The organism is Saccharicrinis carchari, assembly GCF_900182605.1.
GTDB lineage: Bacteria > Bacteroidota > Bacteroidia > Bacteroidales > Marinilabiliaceae > Saccharicrinis > Saccharicrinis carchari.
In genome coordinates this window covers 603,728-618,401 of sequence record NZ_FXTB01000001.1, presented here as the reverse complement: position 1 = coordinate 618,401, position 14,674 = coordinate 603,728, and the positions used below count along the sequence as shown (strand labels likewise).

11 protein-coding genes are annotated in these 14,674 nt (G+C 40.0%); 7 read left to right on the top strand and 4 right to left on the bottom strand.

All coding sequences use genetic code 11. The annotated features are described in order from the left end of the window. Positions 1-24 precede the first annotated feature (24 nt). The 7 genes from cdaA (at position 25) to hemH (ending at position 7,619) form a co-directional block, all read left to right on the top strand. Positions 25-792 (top strand): diadenylate cyclase CdaA, encoded by a 768-nt coding sequence (cdaA, locus tag FN809_RS02195; RefSeq protein WP_142531830.1) that lies wholly within the window; start codon positions 25-27, stop codon positions 790-792. Between the two features lie 15 nt (positions 793-807). Further along, positions 808-2,097 (top strand): mechanosensitive ion channel family protein, encoded by a 1,290-nt coding sequence (locus FN809_RS02190; RefSeq protein WP_142531829.1) that lies wholly within the window; start codon positions 808-810, stop codon positions 2,095-2,097. 158 nt (positions 2,098-2,255) lie between these two features. Further along, positions 2,256-3,122: a TIGR01777 family oxidoreductase gene (locus FN809_RS02185; protein WP_142531828.1), complete on the top strand. Its 867-nt coding sequence runs from the start codon at positions 2,256-2,258 to the stop codon at positions 3,120-3,122. A gap of 255 nt (positions 3,123-3,377) precedes the next feature. After that, positions 3,378-4,757 (top strand): oxygen-independent coproporphyrinogen III oxidase, encoded by a 1,380-nt coding sequence (hemN, locus tag FN809_RS02180; protein ID WP_221929334.1) that lies wholly within the window; start codon positions 3,378-3,380, stop codon positions 4,755-4,757. Then, positions 4,754-6,136, top strand: coding sequence for a protoporphyrinogen oxidase (hemG, locus tag FN809_RS02175; RefSeq protein WP_221929333.1), 1,383 nt, complete (start codon positions 4,754-4,756; stop codon positions 6,134-6,136). Before hemN ends, hemG begins: the two co-directional genes overlap by 4 nt. Positions 6,137-6,191: 55 nt before the next feature. Next, on the top strand, positions 6,192-6,515 hold the full coding sequence (locus tag FN809_RS02170; RefSeq protein ID WP_142531827.1) for a DUF3817 domain-containing protein: 324 nt from the start codon (positions 6,192-6,194) through the stop codon (positions 6,513-6,515). A 99-nt stretch (positions 6,516-6,614) separates the two neighbouring features. Beyond that, a complete protein-coding gene (gene hemH, locus FN809_RS02165; protein WP_142531826.1) occupies positions 6,615-7,619 on the top strand; it encodes a ferrochelatase in 1,005 nt (334 codons plus the stop codon). Positions 7,620-7,694: 75 nt separating this feature from the next. On the opposite strand, the gene FN809_RS02160 is transcribed toward hemH, so the two are convergent. The 4 genes from FN809_RS02160 to FN809_RS02145 form a co-directional block, all read right to left on the bottom strand. Next, a complete protein-coding gene (locus tag FN809_RS02160; RefSeq protein WP_142531825.1) occupies positions 7,695-9,308 on the bottom strand; it encodes a hypothetical protein in 1,614 nt (537 codons plus the stop codon). 10 nt (positions 9,309-9,318) lie between these two features. Further along, a complete protein-coding gene (locus FN809_RS02155) occupies positions 9,319-10,068 on the bottom strand; it encodes a glycosyltransferase family 2 protein (RefSeq protein WP_142531824.1) in 750 nt (249 codons plus the stop codon). A gap of 110 nt (positions 10,069-10,178) precedes the next feature. Continuing rightward, positions 10,179-11,417 (bottom strand): hypothetical protein, encoded by a 1,239-nt coding sequence (locus tag FN809_RS02150; RefSeq protein WP_142531823.1) that lies wholly within the window; start codon positions 11,415-11,417, stop codon positions 10,179-10,181. Between the two features lie 50 nt (positions 11,418-11,467). Then, positions 11,468-14,674 (bottom strand): ATP-binding protein, encoded by a 3,207-nt coding sequence (locus tag FN809_RS02145; RefSeq protein WP_142531822.1) that lies wholly within the window; start codon positions 14,672-14,674, stop codon positions 11,468-11,470.

Below are 14,674 nucleotides of genomic sequence, written 5' to 3'. Positions count from 1 at the left end.
TAAAAAAGCCGGAGAAAAATAATTATGACATTTTTAGATATACGTTTTATTGACCTTATCGATATCACCCTGGTCGCTTACCTGATGTACAGGTTGTACCGGCTTATAAGGGGCACTGTGGCACAGAGCATCTTTTTTGGTCTTTTTGCTTTTATTGCCTTATGGCTTTTTATCAAGTCCATGAACATGGAGCTGTCGGCCACCATACTCGATAATATTGTTAATGTGGGTGTTATCGCTCTTATCGTAGTTTTTCAGCAAGAAATAAGACGTTTTTTTATTTTGCTGGGCACCAAATATAATATAGCGAACCGCTTTTCGTTTGAGAATATTTTTTCCGGTCCCTCCACAGGGGTAATGAATTTCTATCATAAGCCCATTGTGCGGACTTGTCAAAATTTGGCCAAAACAAAAACGGGAGCCATTATCGTCATCTCAAAAAAGTCGGAATTATTAGACTATGTGCAAACGGGCGAGTTAATCAATGGCGTAATATCAAGTCGCTTACTCGAAAATATTTTTTATAAAAATAGCCCTTTGCACGATGGAGCCGTTATTGTGGCGCAAAACAAAATAAAAGCGGCTGGTTGCATATTGCCTGTTTCACAAAGTTTCGACTTACCCAAAAAATTAGGACTACGGCATAGAGCGGCTTTGGGTATTACGGAGGCAACGGATGCTTCGGCCATTGTGGTTTCTGAAGAAACCGGTAAGATATCTTACTTCCAGGCCGGCGAAATAAACCATGGTGTTACCCCCGATGAACTGGAAGAACTTTTACAAAAAGAATAAATAAAGAAAAACGGTATGCAGTTTACAACAATACTATACATAGTGCTTATCCTGATGTTTAATGCAGGCATTATTTGGGGAAGCATCTTGTTGCGTAAAAAATATACCGAGGGCATTAAAGCACAGTTATTGCGCGCGGTTTTATTCATCGTTATAATTGCTATTGTTGTATTTTCCATCGATATGGTATTCCGTATTTTTAATGTTAACCTGATTGATACTATCGATGTTGAACTGTTTCGAATAGGAGCAAACATTCCTATTACGGGTTTTTTGTTGGCTTTCCTGTTTTTTACTTTTTCTTTCCTGATTATCATCAACCGTTTTTTGTCCAAGGCATTTACGCAAAGCAAAGGGATAAATTCTATCCCCAAAAAAATGACTACGGTGGCGCGCAGGTGGGTCAGCTTTCTGGCTTTTTTAATATTGATGCGCGGAATTATAGGTTTTACCGACCATTCCTTTCAGTTTTTTACCATCAGTCTTTTCAGTATCCAAAATGTACAAATTACCATCGGTAAAATATTGCAGGTGATGTTTATCGCCTACTCCGTGCATACAGCCATTATGGTGTTGGAAGTTTTTTTTGACCGCCGTATTTACCAAACGGGTATCGATGCCGGAAAAGGACATACCGTTTTTTTAATTGTAAAATACTTTGCCTGGGTAATAGCTGTTACCGTTATAATTGGCAGTTTGGGTATTAAAGTTACGGTTTTGTTGGCTGGTTCGGCTGCTTTATTTGTGGGCCTGGGCTTTGGGGTGCAATCCTTGTTTAACGATTTTGTTTCGGGACTGATGATACTATTTGAAGGTACCATCCGTGTAAATGATGTTGTAGAACTCGAAAATGGAATTGTGGGTAAGGTGCAGGAAATAGGGCTGCGTACCTCCAAAGTGCTTAATCGCGACAGTATTATCATCATCATACCCAATAATAATTTTGTGGGTAAAAACGTAATAAATTGGACCTACAATGAACATAAAACCCGTTTTAAAGTAAATGTAGGGGTTGCTTATGGCTCCGATGTACGTTTGGTAGAAAAGTTGTTGATAGAATCGGTTCTTGAGCACGAAAAAGTACATAAGCACCCTCAGCCGGTCGTTTTTTTTAACGATTTTGGAGAATCAGCTCTTGAATTTAGTGTGTTTTTTTGGAGTGAGGAATCTTTTTGGGTGGAACGGGTGAGGAGCGATATACGCTTTAATATTTATGATAAATTTAATGCCAATAATATACAAATACCTTTTCCGCAGCGCGATGTACATCTTCGTTCGGGATTCGAATCTTTACAACACAAATAATTATTGTAAACATTTCATTGATTTAAAAAGAAGTATAGTAATGGCCGTTTATTAAAAAAAAATTAAGTAGCTCTATTTTATTGAGGATTAACACAAAGAGATGATTGTAAATAAGTGATAATATTTTTTACAACCGTCTCTTATCAAAAGATAAAAAAATGAAAGTATGCTTGACCGGAGGTACCGGTTTTATAGGCTCCAGGCTAAGCCAACTCTTTAAAGATAACAATATACAGGTGGTTCATATCACCAGAGTTGACCTGAAGAAAGGCCCCAAAGCCATTGCCCAAAAGGTGGAAGGAGCAGGTGTGGTAATAAATTTAGCGGGCTCACCTATACTAAAAAGATGGACCGAGCCGAATAAGCAAACCATCAGAGACAGTAGGGTAGAGACCACCAAAAAATTGGTAGAAGCTATTTTAATGGTTCAGAATAAACCGTCGATGGTAATGTCGGCATCGGCTGTGGGTATTTACGATACGGTTTATGAGCACGATGAATTTTCGGATAGGTTGGGAAAAGATTTTTTGGCTTCGGTATGTATGGAATGGGAGGCAGCACTGGCTCCTTTATTGAAAACAGACATAAAACTTACAGTGCTGCGCCTGGGCATTGTGCTGGATAGGCAGGAGGGTGCCCTGGCCAAGATGATAACACCTTTTAAATTGGGACTTGGTACCGTTGTGGGAGATGGAACACAGCCTTTCCCCTGCATCCATATCAACGATTTACTTTCCGCTGTATGGTATATCTTAAACCATCCAAAATCGAGTGGAATTTATAACCTGGTGGCGCCGGAGATGGTTTCTAATCACTATTTTTCGAAAACATTGGGTAAAAAACTTCATCGACCAGTAATATTAAGAGCTTACAGTTTTATCCTGAAACTGTTACTTGGCGAAGGGGCAAACGCATTACTCAAAGGCCAAAAAGTGCGACCCAGAAGATTGTTGGAGCTGGGCTATCCATTTCAATTCCCCACCATTGACTCTATCTTACAGGATTTGGTAATAGAGAAATCGTAAATATACCAGAAATGATGAACAATTGGGGCAATACTTACTTTATATTCCTAAACCGTACAAGCCGTAATTAAACCGGATTTTCGATTGTCAATGTGGATGATTGAGCCTGGTTTTTATATTTGATAAGATGGCTACTGCGCATGATAATAATCAAAACGTAGAGCAGTGAGAAATTAAAATGATGATTAGAAGAATTTACAGTATTTGAAATTTATGATACGCTATATATAAGTACTTATTACTATTTAACACACCATGAAAATAAATAAACAATTACTTCAAAAATATAATGTTCCGGTACCCCGATACACCAGTTATCCGCCGGCCAATCATTTTACAGGGGATTTTAAGGAAGAGGATTTTCGTACTCTTTTGGTCGAATCAAATGCGGAGGAGCCTTCTAATATTGCCTTTTATGTGCACATCCCCTTTTGTGCGCAAATATGCCATTATTGTGGTTGCAATGCCCTAAAAATGGGTAGAGCCGATGAGGTAAAACGATATATAGCAGCTGTAAAAAAGGAGATTGAACTGGTGGTAAGTACCATTGATCCTAAACGAAAAATATCGCAGATTCATTATGGTGGCGGCACGCCTAATGCTATTAAAGCGGTTTACCTGAAAGAAATTAACGATATTTTATTCGCACATTTTGCACTTATCGAAGATGCCGAAATAGCCATTGAATGTAACCCGGCCCACCTAACGCATGCCTATCTCGATGACCTTTTTGAAGCTGGTTTTAACCGTTTTAGTTTTGGAATACAGGACTTTGACGAAAATGTTTTAAAAGACGTAAACAGAAAGCCATCGGCCTTGCCTGTTCCGGACTTGGTGAACTATGTAAAGAAAGCCAACCCTAAGTTTGCTGTTAACCTTGATTTTATTTATGGCTTGCCGGGTCAAACGGTCAGCAGCTTTTGTAAATCTATTGAGCGAGCCATAGCAATACGTCCCGACAGATTGGTCACCTTTTCGTATGCCCACGTGCCCTGGTTCAAAGAGCATCAAAAAATATTGGTGCAAAAAGGATTGCCATCGGCAGATGATAAGTTAGACATGTTTTTGGCGGCCTACGATCTACTTTTAAAAGCAGGTTATGTTTCCATTGGCCTGGATCATTATGCCCTGCCTCAGGATGAGCTCTGCCAGGCCTTAAACAAACACCAGTTGCACCGTAATTTTCAAGGGTATTGCACTAAACGCACAACGGGTCAGGTGTATGCCGTAGGGGTATCTTCCATCAGTCAATTATCGGGGGGATACGTGCAAAACACCAAGAGTGTGAAAGCCTATATCGAATCCGTAAATAATGGTGCCTTTCCTGTGGAAAAAGGGGTATTGGTGAGCGATGAGCAAAAGGTAATTCGAAGTGTTATTAATGAGCTGATGTGCAATAAGTATATCGATTGGAAAAAGGTAGCCGAAAGTTTCTCCATGGACGTAAGCAGTCTTAAAAAGCAAATTGTTTACGATGAGACTGTTCTGGAACAGTTCCGGGAAGATGAGTTGATTCACTTTAGCGCCGACCATCTGGAAATAACCGAGCTGGGCACCATGTTTATCCGCAACATTGTGGCATCGTTCGATCCTGCTTTGGCCGGTAGCAATAAAAGATATTCTAACGCCTTATGATGATGCCTGCAAACAAAGTAGATGTAGTTATTGTTGGAGCCGGATTAACAGGGCTTACCTTGGCTTTTTATCTCCAAAAAGGGGGTAAAAAAGTAGCACTGGTCGAAAAATCGGATAGGTTAGGGGGAGCCATTCAAACAATTCACGAAAAAGAGTTTGTGTATGAGATGGGACCCAACACCGGTGTTATAGGTACCGAGGGCATTGTGCAGTTATTCGATGATTTAAAGGAGCATTGCGAATTAATTACACCGGATCCGGTAGCCAAAGAACGATGGATATTAAAAAAAGGGCAATGGGAGCCACTCCCCTCCGGACTTTTGTCGGCCATTGGAACACCCCTGTTTAGCTTCAAAGATAAATGCAGAATACTGGGCGAGCCCTGGCGCAAAAAAGGTACAGATCCGGATGAAACACTGGCCCAGCTGGTAAAGCGCCGTTTGGGAAAGAGCTTTTTAAATTATGCCGTAGATCCTTTTATTTCGGGGATTTATGCCGGCGATCCCACAAAATTAATCACGCGCTTTGCCTTGCCAAAACTGTATAATTTAGAACAAAAATATGGCAGCTTTATAAAGGGAAGCATCCAAAAACGGAAAGAACCGCGTACGGAGTTACAAAAAAGGGTGAGTCGTGAGGTGTTTTCGGTTAAGGGGGGACTCCAAAATCTTATTACAGCTTTAGAGAATAATATTTCAAAGGATAGTGTTTTTTGCGGATGCCAGCAGATTAAGGTTTCAAAACACGATAAAGGATTTAGTACAGAATTGAACACCATAGGGGGCGAACAATTTTCCATAGAGTCCGATAAAGTGATTACTACCTTTGGGGGGCAGGGCATTGGGGATGTATTGCCTTTTTTGCCACTGACCTTGTTAAAACCCGTTGCCGATACCACCTATGCCAAAGTGGTGCAAGTGGTGGTAGGATATAAACATTGGGATGGAAAAAATATAAAAGCCTTTGGTGGTTTGGTGCCAAGCGTAGAAAATAAAGATATACTGGGCATATTGTTTCCGGGTACCTTATTTAGCGGACGATGTCCTGCGCATGGTGCTTTACTATCCGTTTTTGTAGGAGGAATGAAGAAGCCGCATATGATCGTAAAATCAGATGAGGAAATCCAACAGATGGTGCTACGGGAAATAGAGTTGACCCTGCAATGTGACCAACAACCGGATTTGATTAATGTATTTCGTTATCCTAAGGCCATTCCACAGTACGATATATCTACCAAAGAACGCTACGCCGCCATCCACAGCATCGAAAAAGAATACAGCGGCCTGTACCTGGCCGGGAACATAAAAGGCGGCATAGGCATGGCCGATAGAGTGCAGCAAGCCTGGGACTTGGCTAAGGCTTTGCTGGATGAAGGGTAGAAGGGAATGAAATGATACAACAACGAGTCAAACAAAACTAAATAAAATAAAAATTATGAGCGTTCTTAATCAGTTACGTATCCTCGCTATATTAGAGGGAATCTCTTATCTCTTATTGATTCCAACTGTTATTCTAAAGTATGGGTTTGAGATGGGGCTACCCAATAAAATAGTAGGAAGCATTCATGGTTTATTGTTCGTTTTATATTGTATATGGGTGGTCTATTATGCCGTAAAAAAGAAGTGGAGTCTATTGAAAACACTCATCTGTTTGGCCGCATCTTTATTTCCCTTTGCTACATTTGTAGTAGATCAAAAAATTCTTAAAATTGAAGCGGATAACCAATTAAAAGCTGCCACCAATAAAGCGTCATATTAAATGGCAGTTTTTAGTATTTTAATGGCGTTATAATTGACTTATTTTTTTATAAAAGGCTTAATTTTACCGGATAATCTCTTATTTCACAATATAAATAGAATGAGCAAAGCATTACTAATTATTAATATAGGTACACCCGATAAGCCCGAAATAAAGGCTGTTCGTAAATATTTGACGGAGTTTTTAAACGACAGGCTGGTAATCGATATTCCCTGGCTGTGGCAAAAAATATTGGTGAATGGAATTATCATCCCTTTTAGGGTTAAAAATTCTACCAGTTTATATAAGCGTCTTTGGACTAAGGATGGTTCGCCATTACTTTTTTATCAGGAGCGACTGGTAGAAAAGCTTAACATAAAATTAAAAGGGAAATATGATGTATATTCGGCTATGCGTTATGGTAATCCATCCATTAAAAGTGTGTTGGCAGAGATAAAGGAAAAAGATTATGATGAAATAATTGTTTTACCCCATTATCCGCAGTATGCTACTTCTACCACCTTATCTACCATTAACAAGGTAAACAAAGAACTCAAAAACTGGAGTAAGCTGCCGAATGTAAAATTTGTAGAGCAATTTTATGACCATCCGGCTTTTATAAAGGCTTTTGTGCACAATATAAAAAAATATAATGTAGATAATTATGATCATGTTGTGTTTTCGTACCACGGCTTGCCCGACCGGCAGGTGAACAAAATACATCCCGGTATCAACAGCCCCGAGTGTACTTGCCATGTAGCTATGCCGGAGCATGGTAAAAATTGTTACAAAGCCACCTGTTACCAGACTACCCGATTGCTGGCCGACAAACTGGGTTTAGCTAAAGAAAAATACACGGTTTCGTTTCAAAGCCGACTGAGCAAAAACTGGCTGATGCCTTTTACCGATGTGGCCTTGGAAGAACTGTTAAAAAGCGGCAATAAAAAAATATTGGTGGTTTCCCCGGCCTTTGTTACCGATTGCCTCGAAACCGTAGTGGAAATAGGGTGGGAGTACAATGAGGATTTTATGGAAAACGGAGGGGAGAAGCTTCAGTTAGTCGAGAGCCTCAACGATGCTGATGTGTGGGTCGATGGCATTGCGGAGATCATCGAAAAAGTATAATTTGACGAATAAGATGCGCAATTAGGGCTATAAGCCGCACAAAATAGCCCCACGAAATAGCCCTACATAATCCACTTAAAAATCCGTATAAATACTTTTTATGGATGTTCGTATGGCAAACCACACTTGTTGCGTGTTAGCGGTTTCCAGATCGTTTTGCTCTTTACGGATGCGGAGGCCTGCGGCAATATTAAAATTATTACGGGGGTTAATTAAATAACTAAGGCTGCCTTCGGCATACAAAAGATTGGTTTTGAGCCCTTGGCCGATAGTATGGCCATATTCGCCCGGGCGCTTTTGGTTGTTCTGATAAATATTTTTACCGTAGCTAATGTTGTTGTCAAAGTCTTTTCCATACATGGCCACCATTACTTCACCACTAAAAACAATGCGGCGGAACTGGTATTTTATTTTGGTAACGCTTTCGCGGAAGTTGGCTCCCAGTGGGTGCGCCAATTCTTGATTGTAGTGTCCATAGTTGCTAATAGTTTCGCGGTGCGAATAAGTATAAGGCCTCACCTGGTTATATTCGGTCAGGAAATCGAGTTTATTGATGCCCAGCATATTAAAGCTTTTAAAACCGAATTGAAAGCCTTGTTTGTTGGCCCACCATTTATGGCCCGAAAATACTTCATCTAATTTAAATTCACCCAATATAAACTGTCCGTAAAAAGCGCTGTTGTTGCCTACAATGTATTTGGCATTTAGTCCCATGGTCATGTTATCGGGTGAGCCCAATGAGTATTCTACCGGACGAAAGAAAATGATGGGATTAAGATACGATAAATCAAAATTACGCTGCCCCATAGTGTCCTGTGCTGCCCATACCACACTCTCAAAAACACCCAACGAAAGGCGCTTACCTATGTTTACGTTAAGATAATGGGAAGCTGAGTATTTCTCTAAATACCGCGCATCGTTGCTTTCCAATACCGGGTCGATATTTAAATCGCGATGCTGTGCCCACATTACATGGTAATGTACCTTGTTAAAATTGGCACTAAACTTTAAGTAGGGATAGCTGAAGGAAACATCGGAGAGTAACAGCGAGCGGTGTCCATCGCCTATAAAGTGCTTGCCCTTACCCAGCTGAATATTGAACCACTGCGCCGGATTAAAAGATATAAATCCTGTAGCTTGTGCGTAATCGTGATTGTTCTGGCCGTATTCTTTACTTCTGCCCTGGCCCGGTACTACTTTTCGCTCGTGTACAAAATCATCCATGTAATTAGGGAAGGCCGACTGATTTTCTAAAAAATCGGTGTAAAAATAAAAGTGCTTGCCAAATGTACCTTCTATAAAAATACCGCGTGTATTATTCCATGTCCCCTTGCCTTCGTCCATTTCTTTGCCCACACCAAAATCGAACAACGGATTGATTTTTATGCTTATATCGTCATCCTGCCATTTTAACAAATCATCATGAAAAATCCTTTGCCAAAAATTAAGCTTGCCTTTGGGCACCTTTAACCCATCGTATAAAAGCGAATCGACGTTAGCGAGGGCATAAATACTATTCATGTTATACGAGCGCACGGAGCTGTGTATGTTGGTTCCCGGACGGTATATCAAGCTTCCGTAGGGGTTGAACTCCGGGTTGTTGTAATAGCTTATTTTTTGCGCCGAAATAGGAAGGACAAAAAGGAGTAAGGTAGAAATTAGAATTATGGTGGAGCTGAATAATTTCATAATCGGTATGTTAATTTCGCTTTAAAAATTGAGGTAATTTAGAAACATTTTTCCAAATTAAGGATAATACGTTACCTACCTTGTTTTGTTTTAGTGCCCGCAAATCTTCTTTCGATTTTATCCATATATTTTTAAGACTATTGTTACTTGTACCGCCTACTCTCATACGGGTAATCACCATGGGTACGTACTCGGCCACATATTTGCCATTCGAAAAAAATCGTAATATAAAATCGTAATCGGCAGCTATTTTATAATCTATATTAAACTTACCTATTTCTTTAAATACTTGTGCTTTCAGAAACAAGGTAGGATGGGGTGGCATCCAACCTGCCTTTAGCAGTGCAGGCTTAAAGGTTTTGCTTTGCCAATACCGAATAACTTTATCGGGATTTTGAAACTGCACATACTCCAAATCCCCATAAATGGCATCGGCCTTTGTTCTTTCAAACTCCTCTACTATAGTTGCTATGGTGGTGTCATCGTCCAACAGGTCGTCGGCATGTAAAAAAGCTATTACATCGCCCGTTGCCATTTCTATACCTTTGTTAAGGGCATCGTAAATACCCCGGTCGGGTTCCGAAATAAAATGATGGATAAAGGCTTTATAGGTATCTGCAATTTTTAGGGTTTGATCGCTTGAGCCACCGTCAACAACAATGTATTCTATATGTGGATGGGTTTGGTTAATTACAGAGCGCAGTGCACTTTCGAATGTTTTACCGGCATTGTAGGTGGCAGTTATAATAGAAACGGTCATTGTTGAATTTTAAAAAATATGGATGGCAAAAATGGTGAATTTTCTTTATAAACTACTTTTTCTTTTGTTCTAAATCGATTATTTCTATATCACGCAAATATTTCCTTTGTTCACCAGGAGTTGTATTTTACCGATGGAACCGGTTTTCTCCGTACATCCATCCATACGCCAAACATAGCGTTTATATTAGGAGGCGTCATGTTTATAAATCCGCTAAGTAGGTTACCATTGGCAATATGCAAAGGTTTTAATTGTCGATTTTGTTCAATAAAATTGTTCCATTTGCCATGCGCAAAAGAAGCAATTCTCCATGTTCCTATTGAATCAGGGTGTACAAATCGCTTCATCGATATATTGATCAAGCCCATGTTATAGCGCCAGTTAATATCGATGCAAGGATGTATTTTTAGATTTCCTGTAGCGGTTCGGTAAACAATGGCATCTACACCTATGGGACCTTGGTAATATGTATGGGGTTCAATTTTTTTTATGGCTTTTATCAATCGCTGAACGGCTTGTTCAAGAACAGTATGAGTCAGCAACTCGCTTATTTCGTTTGCCTGATACGGCCAATTGATGTGAGCGCCAATAAAATGTTGTTTGCTGTCGTTGATGGAGTAGGAGATACCTGAAAAATCCATCTCACCATTCTGCCTTAGGTTAAGTTGAAAGGAAAAATCAAACACCTTGTCTAACAATGGCTCTGCAGTAACAAACCCCTGTTGTTTCAATGCTCCTTTTATCCAGGCGTAGTTGGCATTGCGTCCTTTTGCCGGGTCAATCACATGAATTCCTCTACCCGATGAACTCCAGGGCGTTTTTAGGATAACGGCATGTTGTTTGGCCAACCACACATCAAGTTGCGCTATACTGCTAATATTTATTGCGGGTGTTTGCACTACAATAGCGTTTTCTGTATTCCTGTCCTGATTTAATAAGCATTGCACGCGGTTGGTCGTTTCCCGGCTAAAAAAATCCCTGCTGCTTTGTTTCCACATGTAATTGGGCGATTGTTTAAAGTGCACGGAGCAGTATGGTTTTAAATGTTTGGTTTTATGATGTATGGCGGGGGTCCAGCTCCAGGGCCTCAGGTAATTGTAAGGTACTTGTGGTAGTTTTAAGGTATCGGAATAATTTATATGGGGCAATCCCAGCTTGTGCCACAGTGCTAAAAAATCCGGTTCGGGCAAGCGGGGGGTATAAACAATATCTTTGTCCGACGCATAAAAAGAAGGCAGAAAAGCCAAATCTTCTTCAAAGCGAACCAGGTTACGGGGCGGCATAAAGCTATGCATTCCGTTGGCTATCGCCATTTCTCCCGTTGGGTTAAAAATATATAGATCGCTCATGCCCAATCAATGTTTCGTTTTATTGTATAGATGATGTTATAGGCGATCATTTAATTTATTTCGGTTAAATAAAGGGGGATAGAAATAATAACATGGGTTCCTTCACCCGGTTTCGACTTTATGCGCAATTTACCCTTGTGCTCCTTAACAATCTTAAAGCTAATGTAAAGCCCTAGTCCGGTACCCTCACCTGCTTCCTTGGTGGTGAAAAATGGATCGGTTATTTTGCTAAGGTGTTTTTGATCAATACCTGCGCCACTATCGGAAATCATTATTTTCAGATGCTTACTTTGCACCCCGGTGCTCACCTTAATAGTGCCCTTCTCGTGTATAGCCTGACAGGCATTTATTAAAATGTTAATAAATACCTGGTGTAATTGACCGGTGTTGCCTAATACGATGTAAGATTGGGCCTGAAAGTTTTTTACCAATTCTATTCTGTTACCCAATAAATGCTGAATCATTAATATACTGTTGTCCAGGATAGAATGTATGTCGCACTGTTCGTTGAGTTTTTTTTGGGTTCTGCTGAACTGGTTCAGTCCTGATACAATTTCTGATGCCCGTTCAACCCCAGTCTTTATGCATTCCAACAGAATCTCCACATCTTCATCTTGTTGCTCTTTTTTATCGTCGAAGTATGCTTGTAGTCCGGTGTATCCTCCAAGAATATAGTTAAGAGGGTTATTGATTTCGTGAGCTACACCTGCCGTTAATATCCCCAAAGAAGCCATTTTTTCCTGCTGAACCAGACTGGATTGGGTTTCTTTTAACTTGTCAACGGTATCCTGTAGCTCACTGGTACGCTTTTTTACCAGTCGTTCCAGTTTTAAGTTTTGGCGACTCAGGTTGAGGTTGTACACTTTAGCAATCAAAACGATTAACAATAAAGCTATTCCAAAATAAAGCAAGTAAGCCCATTCGGTCTGATACCATGCAGGTTCAATACGAAATTGAAATGTGCTGACAGGGCTCACGGTTCCATATACATTTTTGCTCATAACCTTAAATGTATAGGTGCCATAGGGAAGATTGGTGTAGGTGGCCGATGGTTCTGACGACCAAACACTCCAATCCTTATCAAAACCCTCTATCATATGCCTGTACTGGTTCTGTTGTGCCGATTCAAGATAATTGGAACTGAAGTGAAAGCGCAGATTGTTAAATTGCTTTTTTAAGACGGGAACATTTTTCGCGGATTGTGAAATGACCACCTTGCCTTCTGTATCAACAAAAGAGCCGTTAAAGATAATGGAGTCATTAGTCGAAATGCTTACTTTTCGGATGAGTACATCGAATGATTTATTTACATCTTTCTTTTTCCATGTGTCGTAGATGCAAAAATATCCTGCTCCTCCAATGTTAACAAAGCGCTTGTTTTCGGTGGATATGGATCGTATGTTGTTGAGTTTAAGAAAGGGTTTGTAATCAAATAAAGCAGAGTCGCCTTTAAAAGTCAATAGACCTGTTTTATCCCCATAGATAAAAAATTGCTCGGTATTGATTTGCTCTGCCACTTTAACTCCGCACGAATCCCTGGTAAACGTGCTGCCCCATTGCTTATCGTGGTTAAACCTATAAGTGAGCTTACCCTTTGCATTATGTACAGGCAAGGCTTCATAAATTCCCTTTGGTGTAAAAATATTTATTTTGCCATTAAAATTATTTACGTACGATTTTTGTATTTGGGCAGGCAGTCCGTCTTCCTCCGAAAAACGCGTAAGCGTATAATCGGTTAAGTTTTTGTTTTTGAATGTGATAAGTGTAATTCCTTCGTTGTAGGAAGCCATCCAAAGTTTACCTTCTTCGTCAAAAACCATCGAACGGATCTGACTAATTATATTATCGTCAATAGTAAAGGTGTCGGTAATTTCGATAAAATTATCCGTTCCGGTATCCCTAAAAGTACAAATAACAACGTTATCGTCTAATCCAATGGCAATTTTATCGGGGTATCTTTTGTCGTAGGCCGCACAGAAAATTCTTTCTCCCTTATTGTAAATATGTTTTACTTCCTTGTTGTTTATTTCGGAAAGCGACATCCAATTGCACAACAGCAAATGACCGTTAATGTCAATAAATTGATGGGCAACTCGAAGTTTTTTTATAACTTCAGCTTTGTGGTTATCGTTTTCAATAGAAAATTGATAGGGTGGCAGGTAATAGCATTTATCCTCGGTGCCAATGTATTGCATTCCCTCGTGTACGGTTGAAGTGATTACGTCGTCTTCTATTCCTTGATTTTTGTTATAAAACGTGGCGGGGTAACTCAGGTCAATACGCGAAACGCCTGTTCTGTGTGCAGCCCAAAGGTTATTGTTTCCGTCTTCTAATATCGTAATGGATGAATTATCGGTCAGCCCGCGTTCCTCGTTGATGATTTTAATAATTTCCCAATTTTTATTTAAAATGGCTACACCTGCCTGTGAGGTGCTTATCGCTATGGTTCCGTCCTCCAGATTGAGCACGTGAAAACCAAAGTTTTCTTTTAAAAACAACGCGGTCTGTGCTGGCAATTCAATCCGGCTTAGTTGTTGGGTGGATGTGTTGTACTTATAAAAGTAATCATTTCTGCTAAAGGATATGGTCACTTCATCTTCGGAATGTGGGTTCACAAAAAAATAGCCTTTTTTTCTCGTATACTCTACATCACAGTTGCTTATCGGCACTATTTGATTACCTTCAACAGTGGCCATACCCAATGTTTTGTCTATAACATAAATGCTACCGTTGGCATAGGCTCCACATGGTGGTTGCAGATCGACCGAAATAACGCTTACCGTATCATTTATCAACCTGAAAATTTTGTTTTGGCATATGTAATATACGCCTTGCTCCGTTACAAAAATTTGCCAAACACTCCGGTAATGGGGCGTGTTGCCCGGCACCAGGTGATTTAATGAATGATATTTTAATGCACCTATAGCGTCTGGTTTTAAATAGCCAAAGTCATTGTTACCACCCACATATATGGTACCCGTAGAGTCGCTTGCCAGGCTTTTTACAGCCGATTTATTGGGTATGGAGTGCCTTCTCCAGGTTGTGCCATCATATTCTAATACTCCCTCCCTGTCGCCAAAAAAAAGAACACCCCTTTTATCCTGACATATAGACAAGATAATTTTACTGCCTGCATTGTCGTTCGGGTCAAAATTTTGAATATAAGGTGCACCTTGATAATTAACTGCTTGTGCTAAAAATATCTGAGGTAGCACTAAAAGTAGCAGGCAAAAGTACAGTTTGTTGAGTGGATGCAT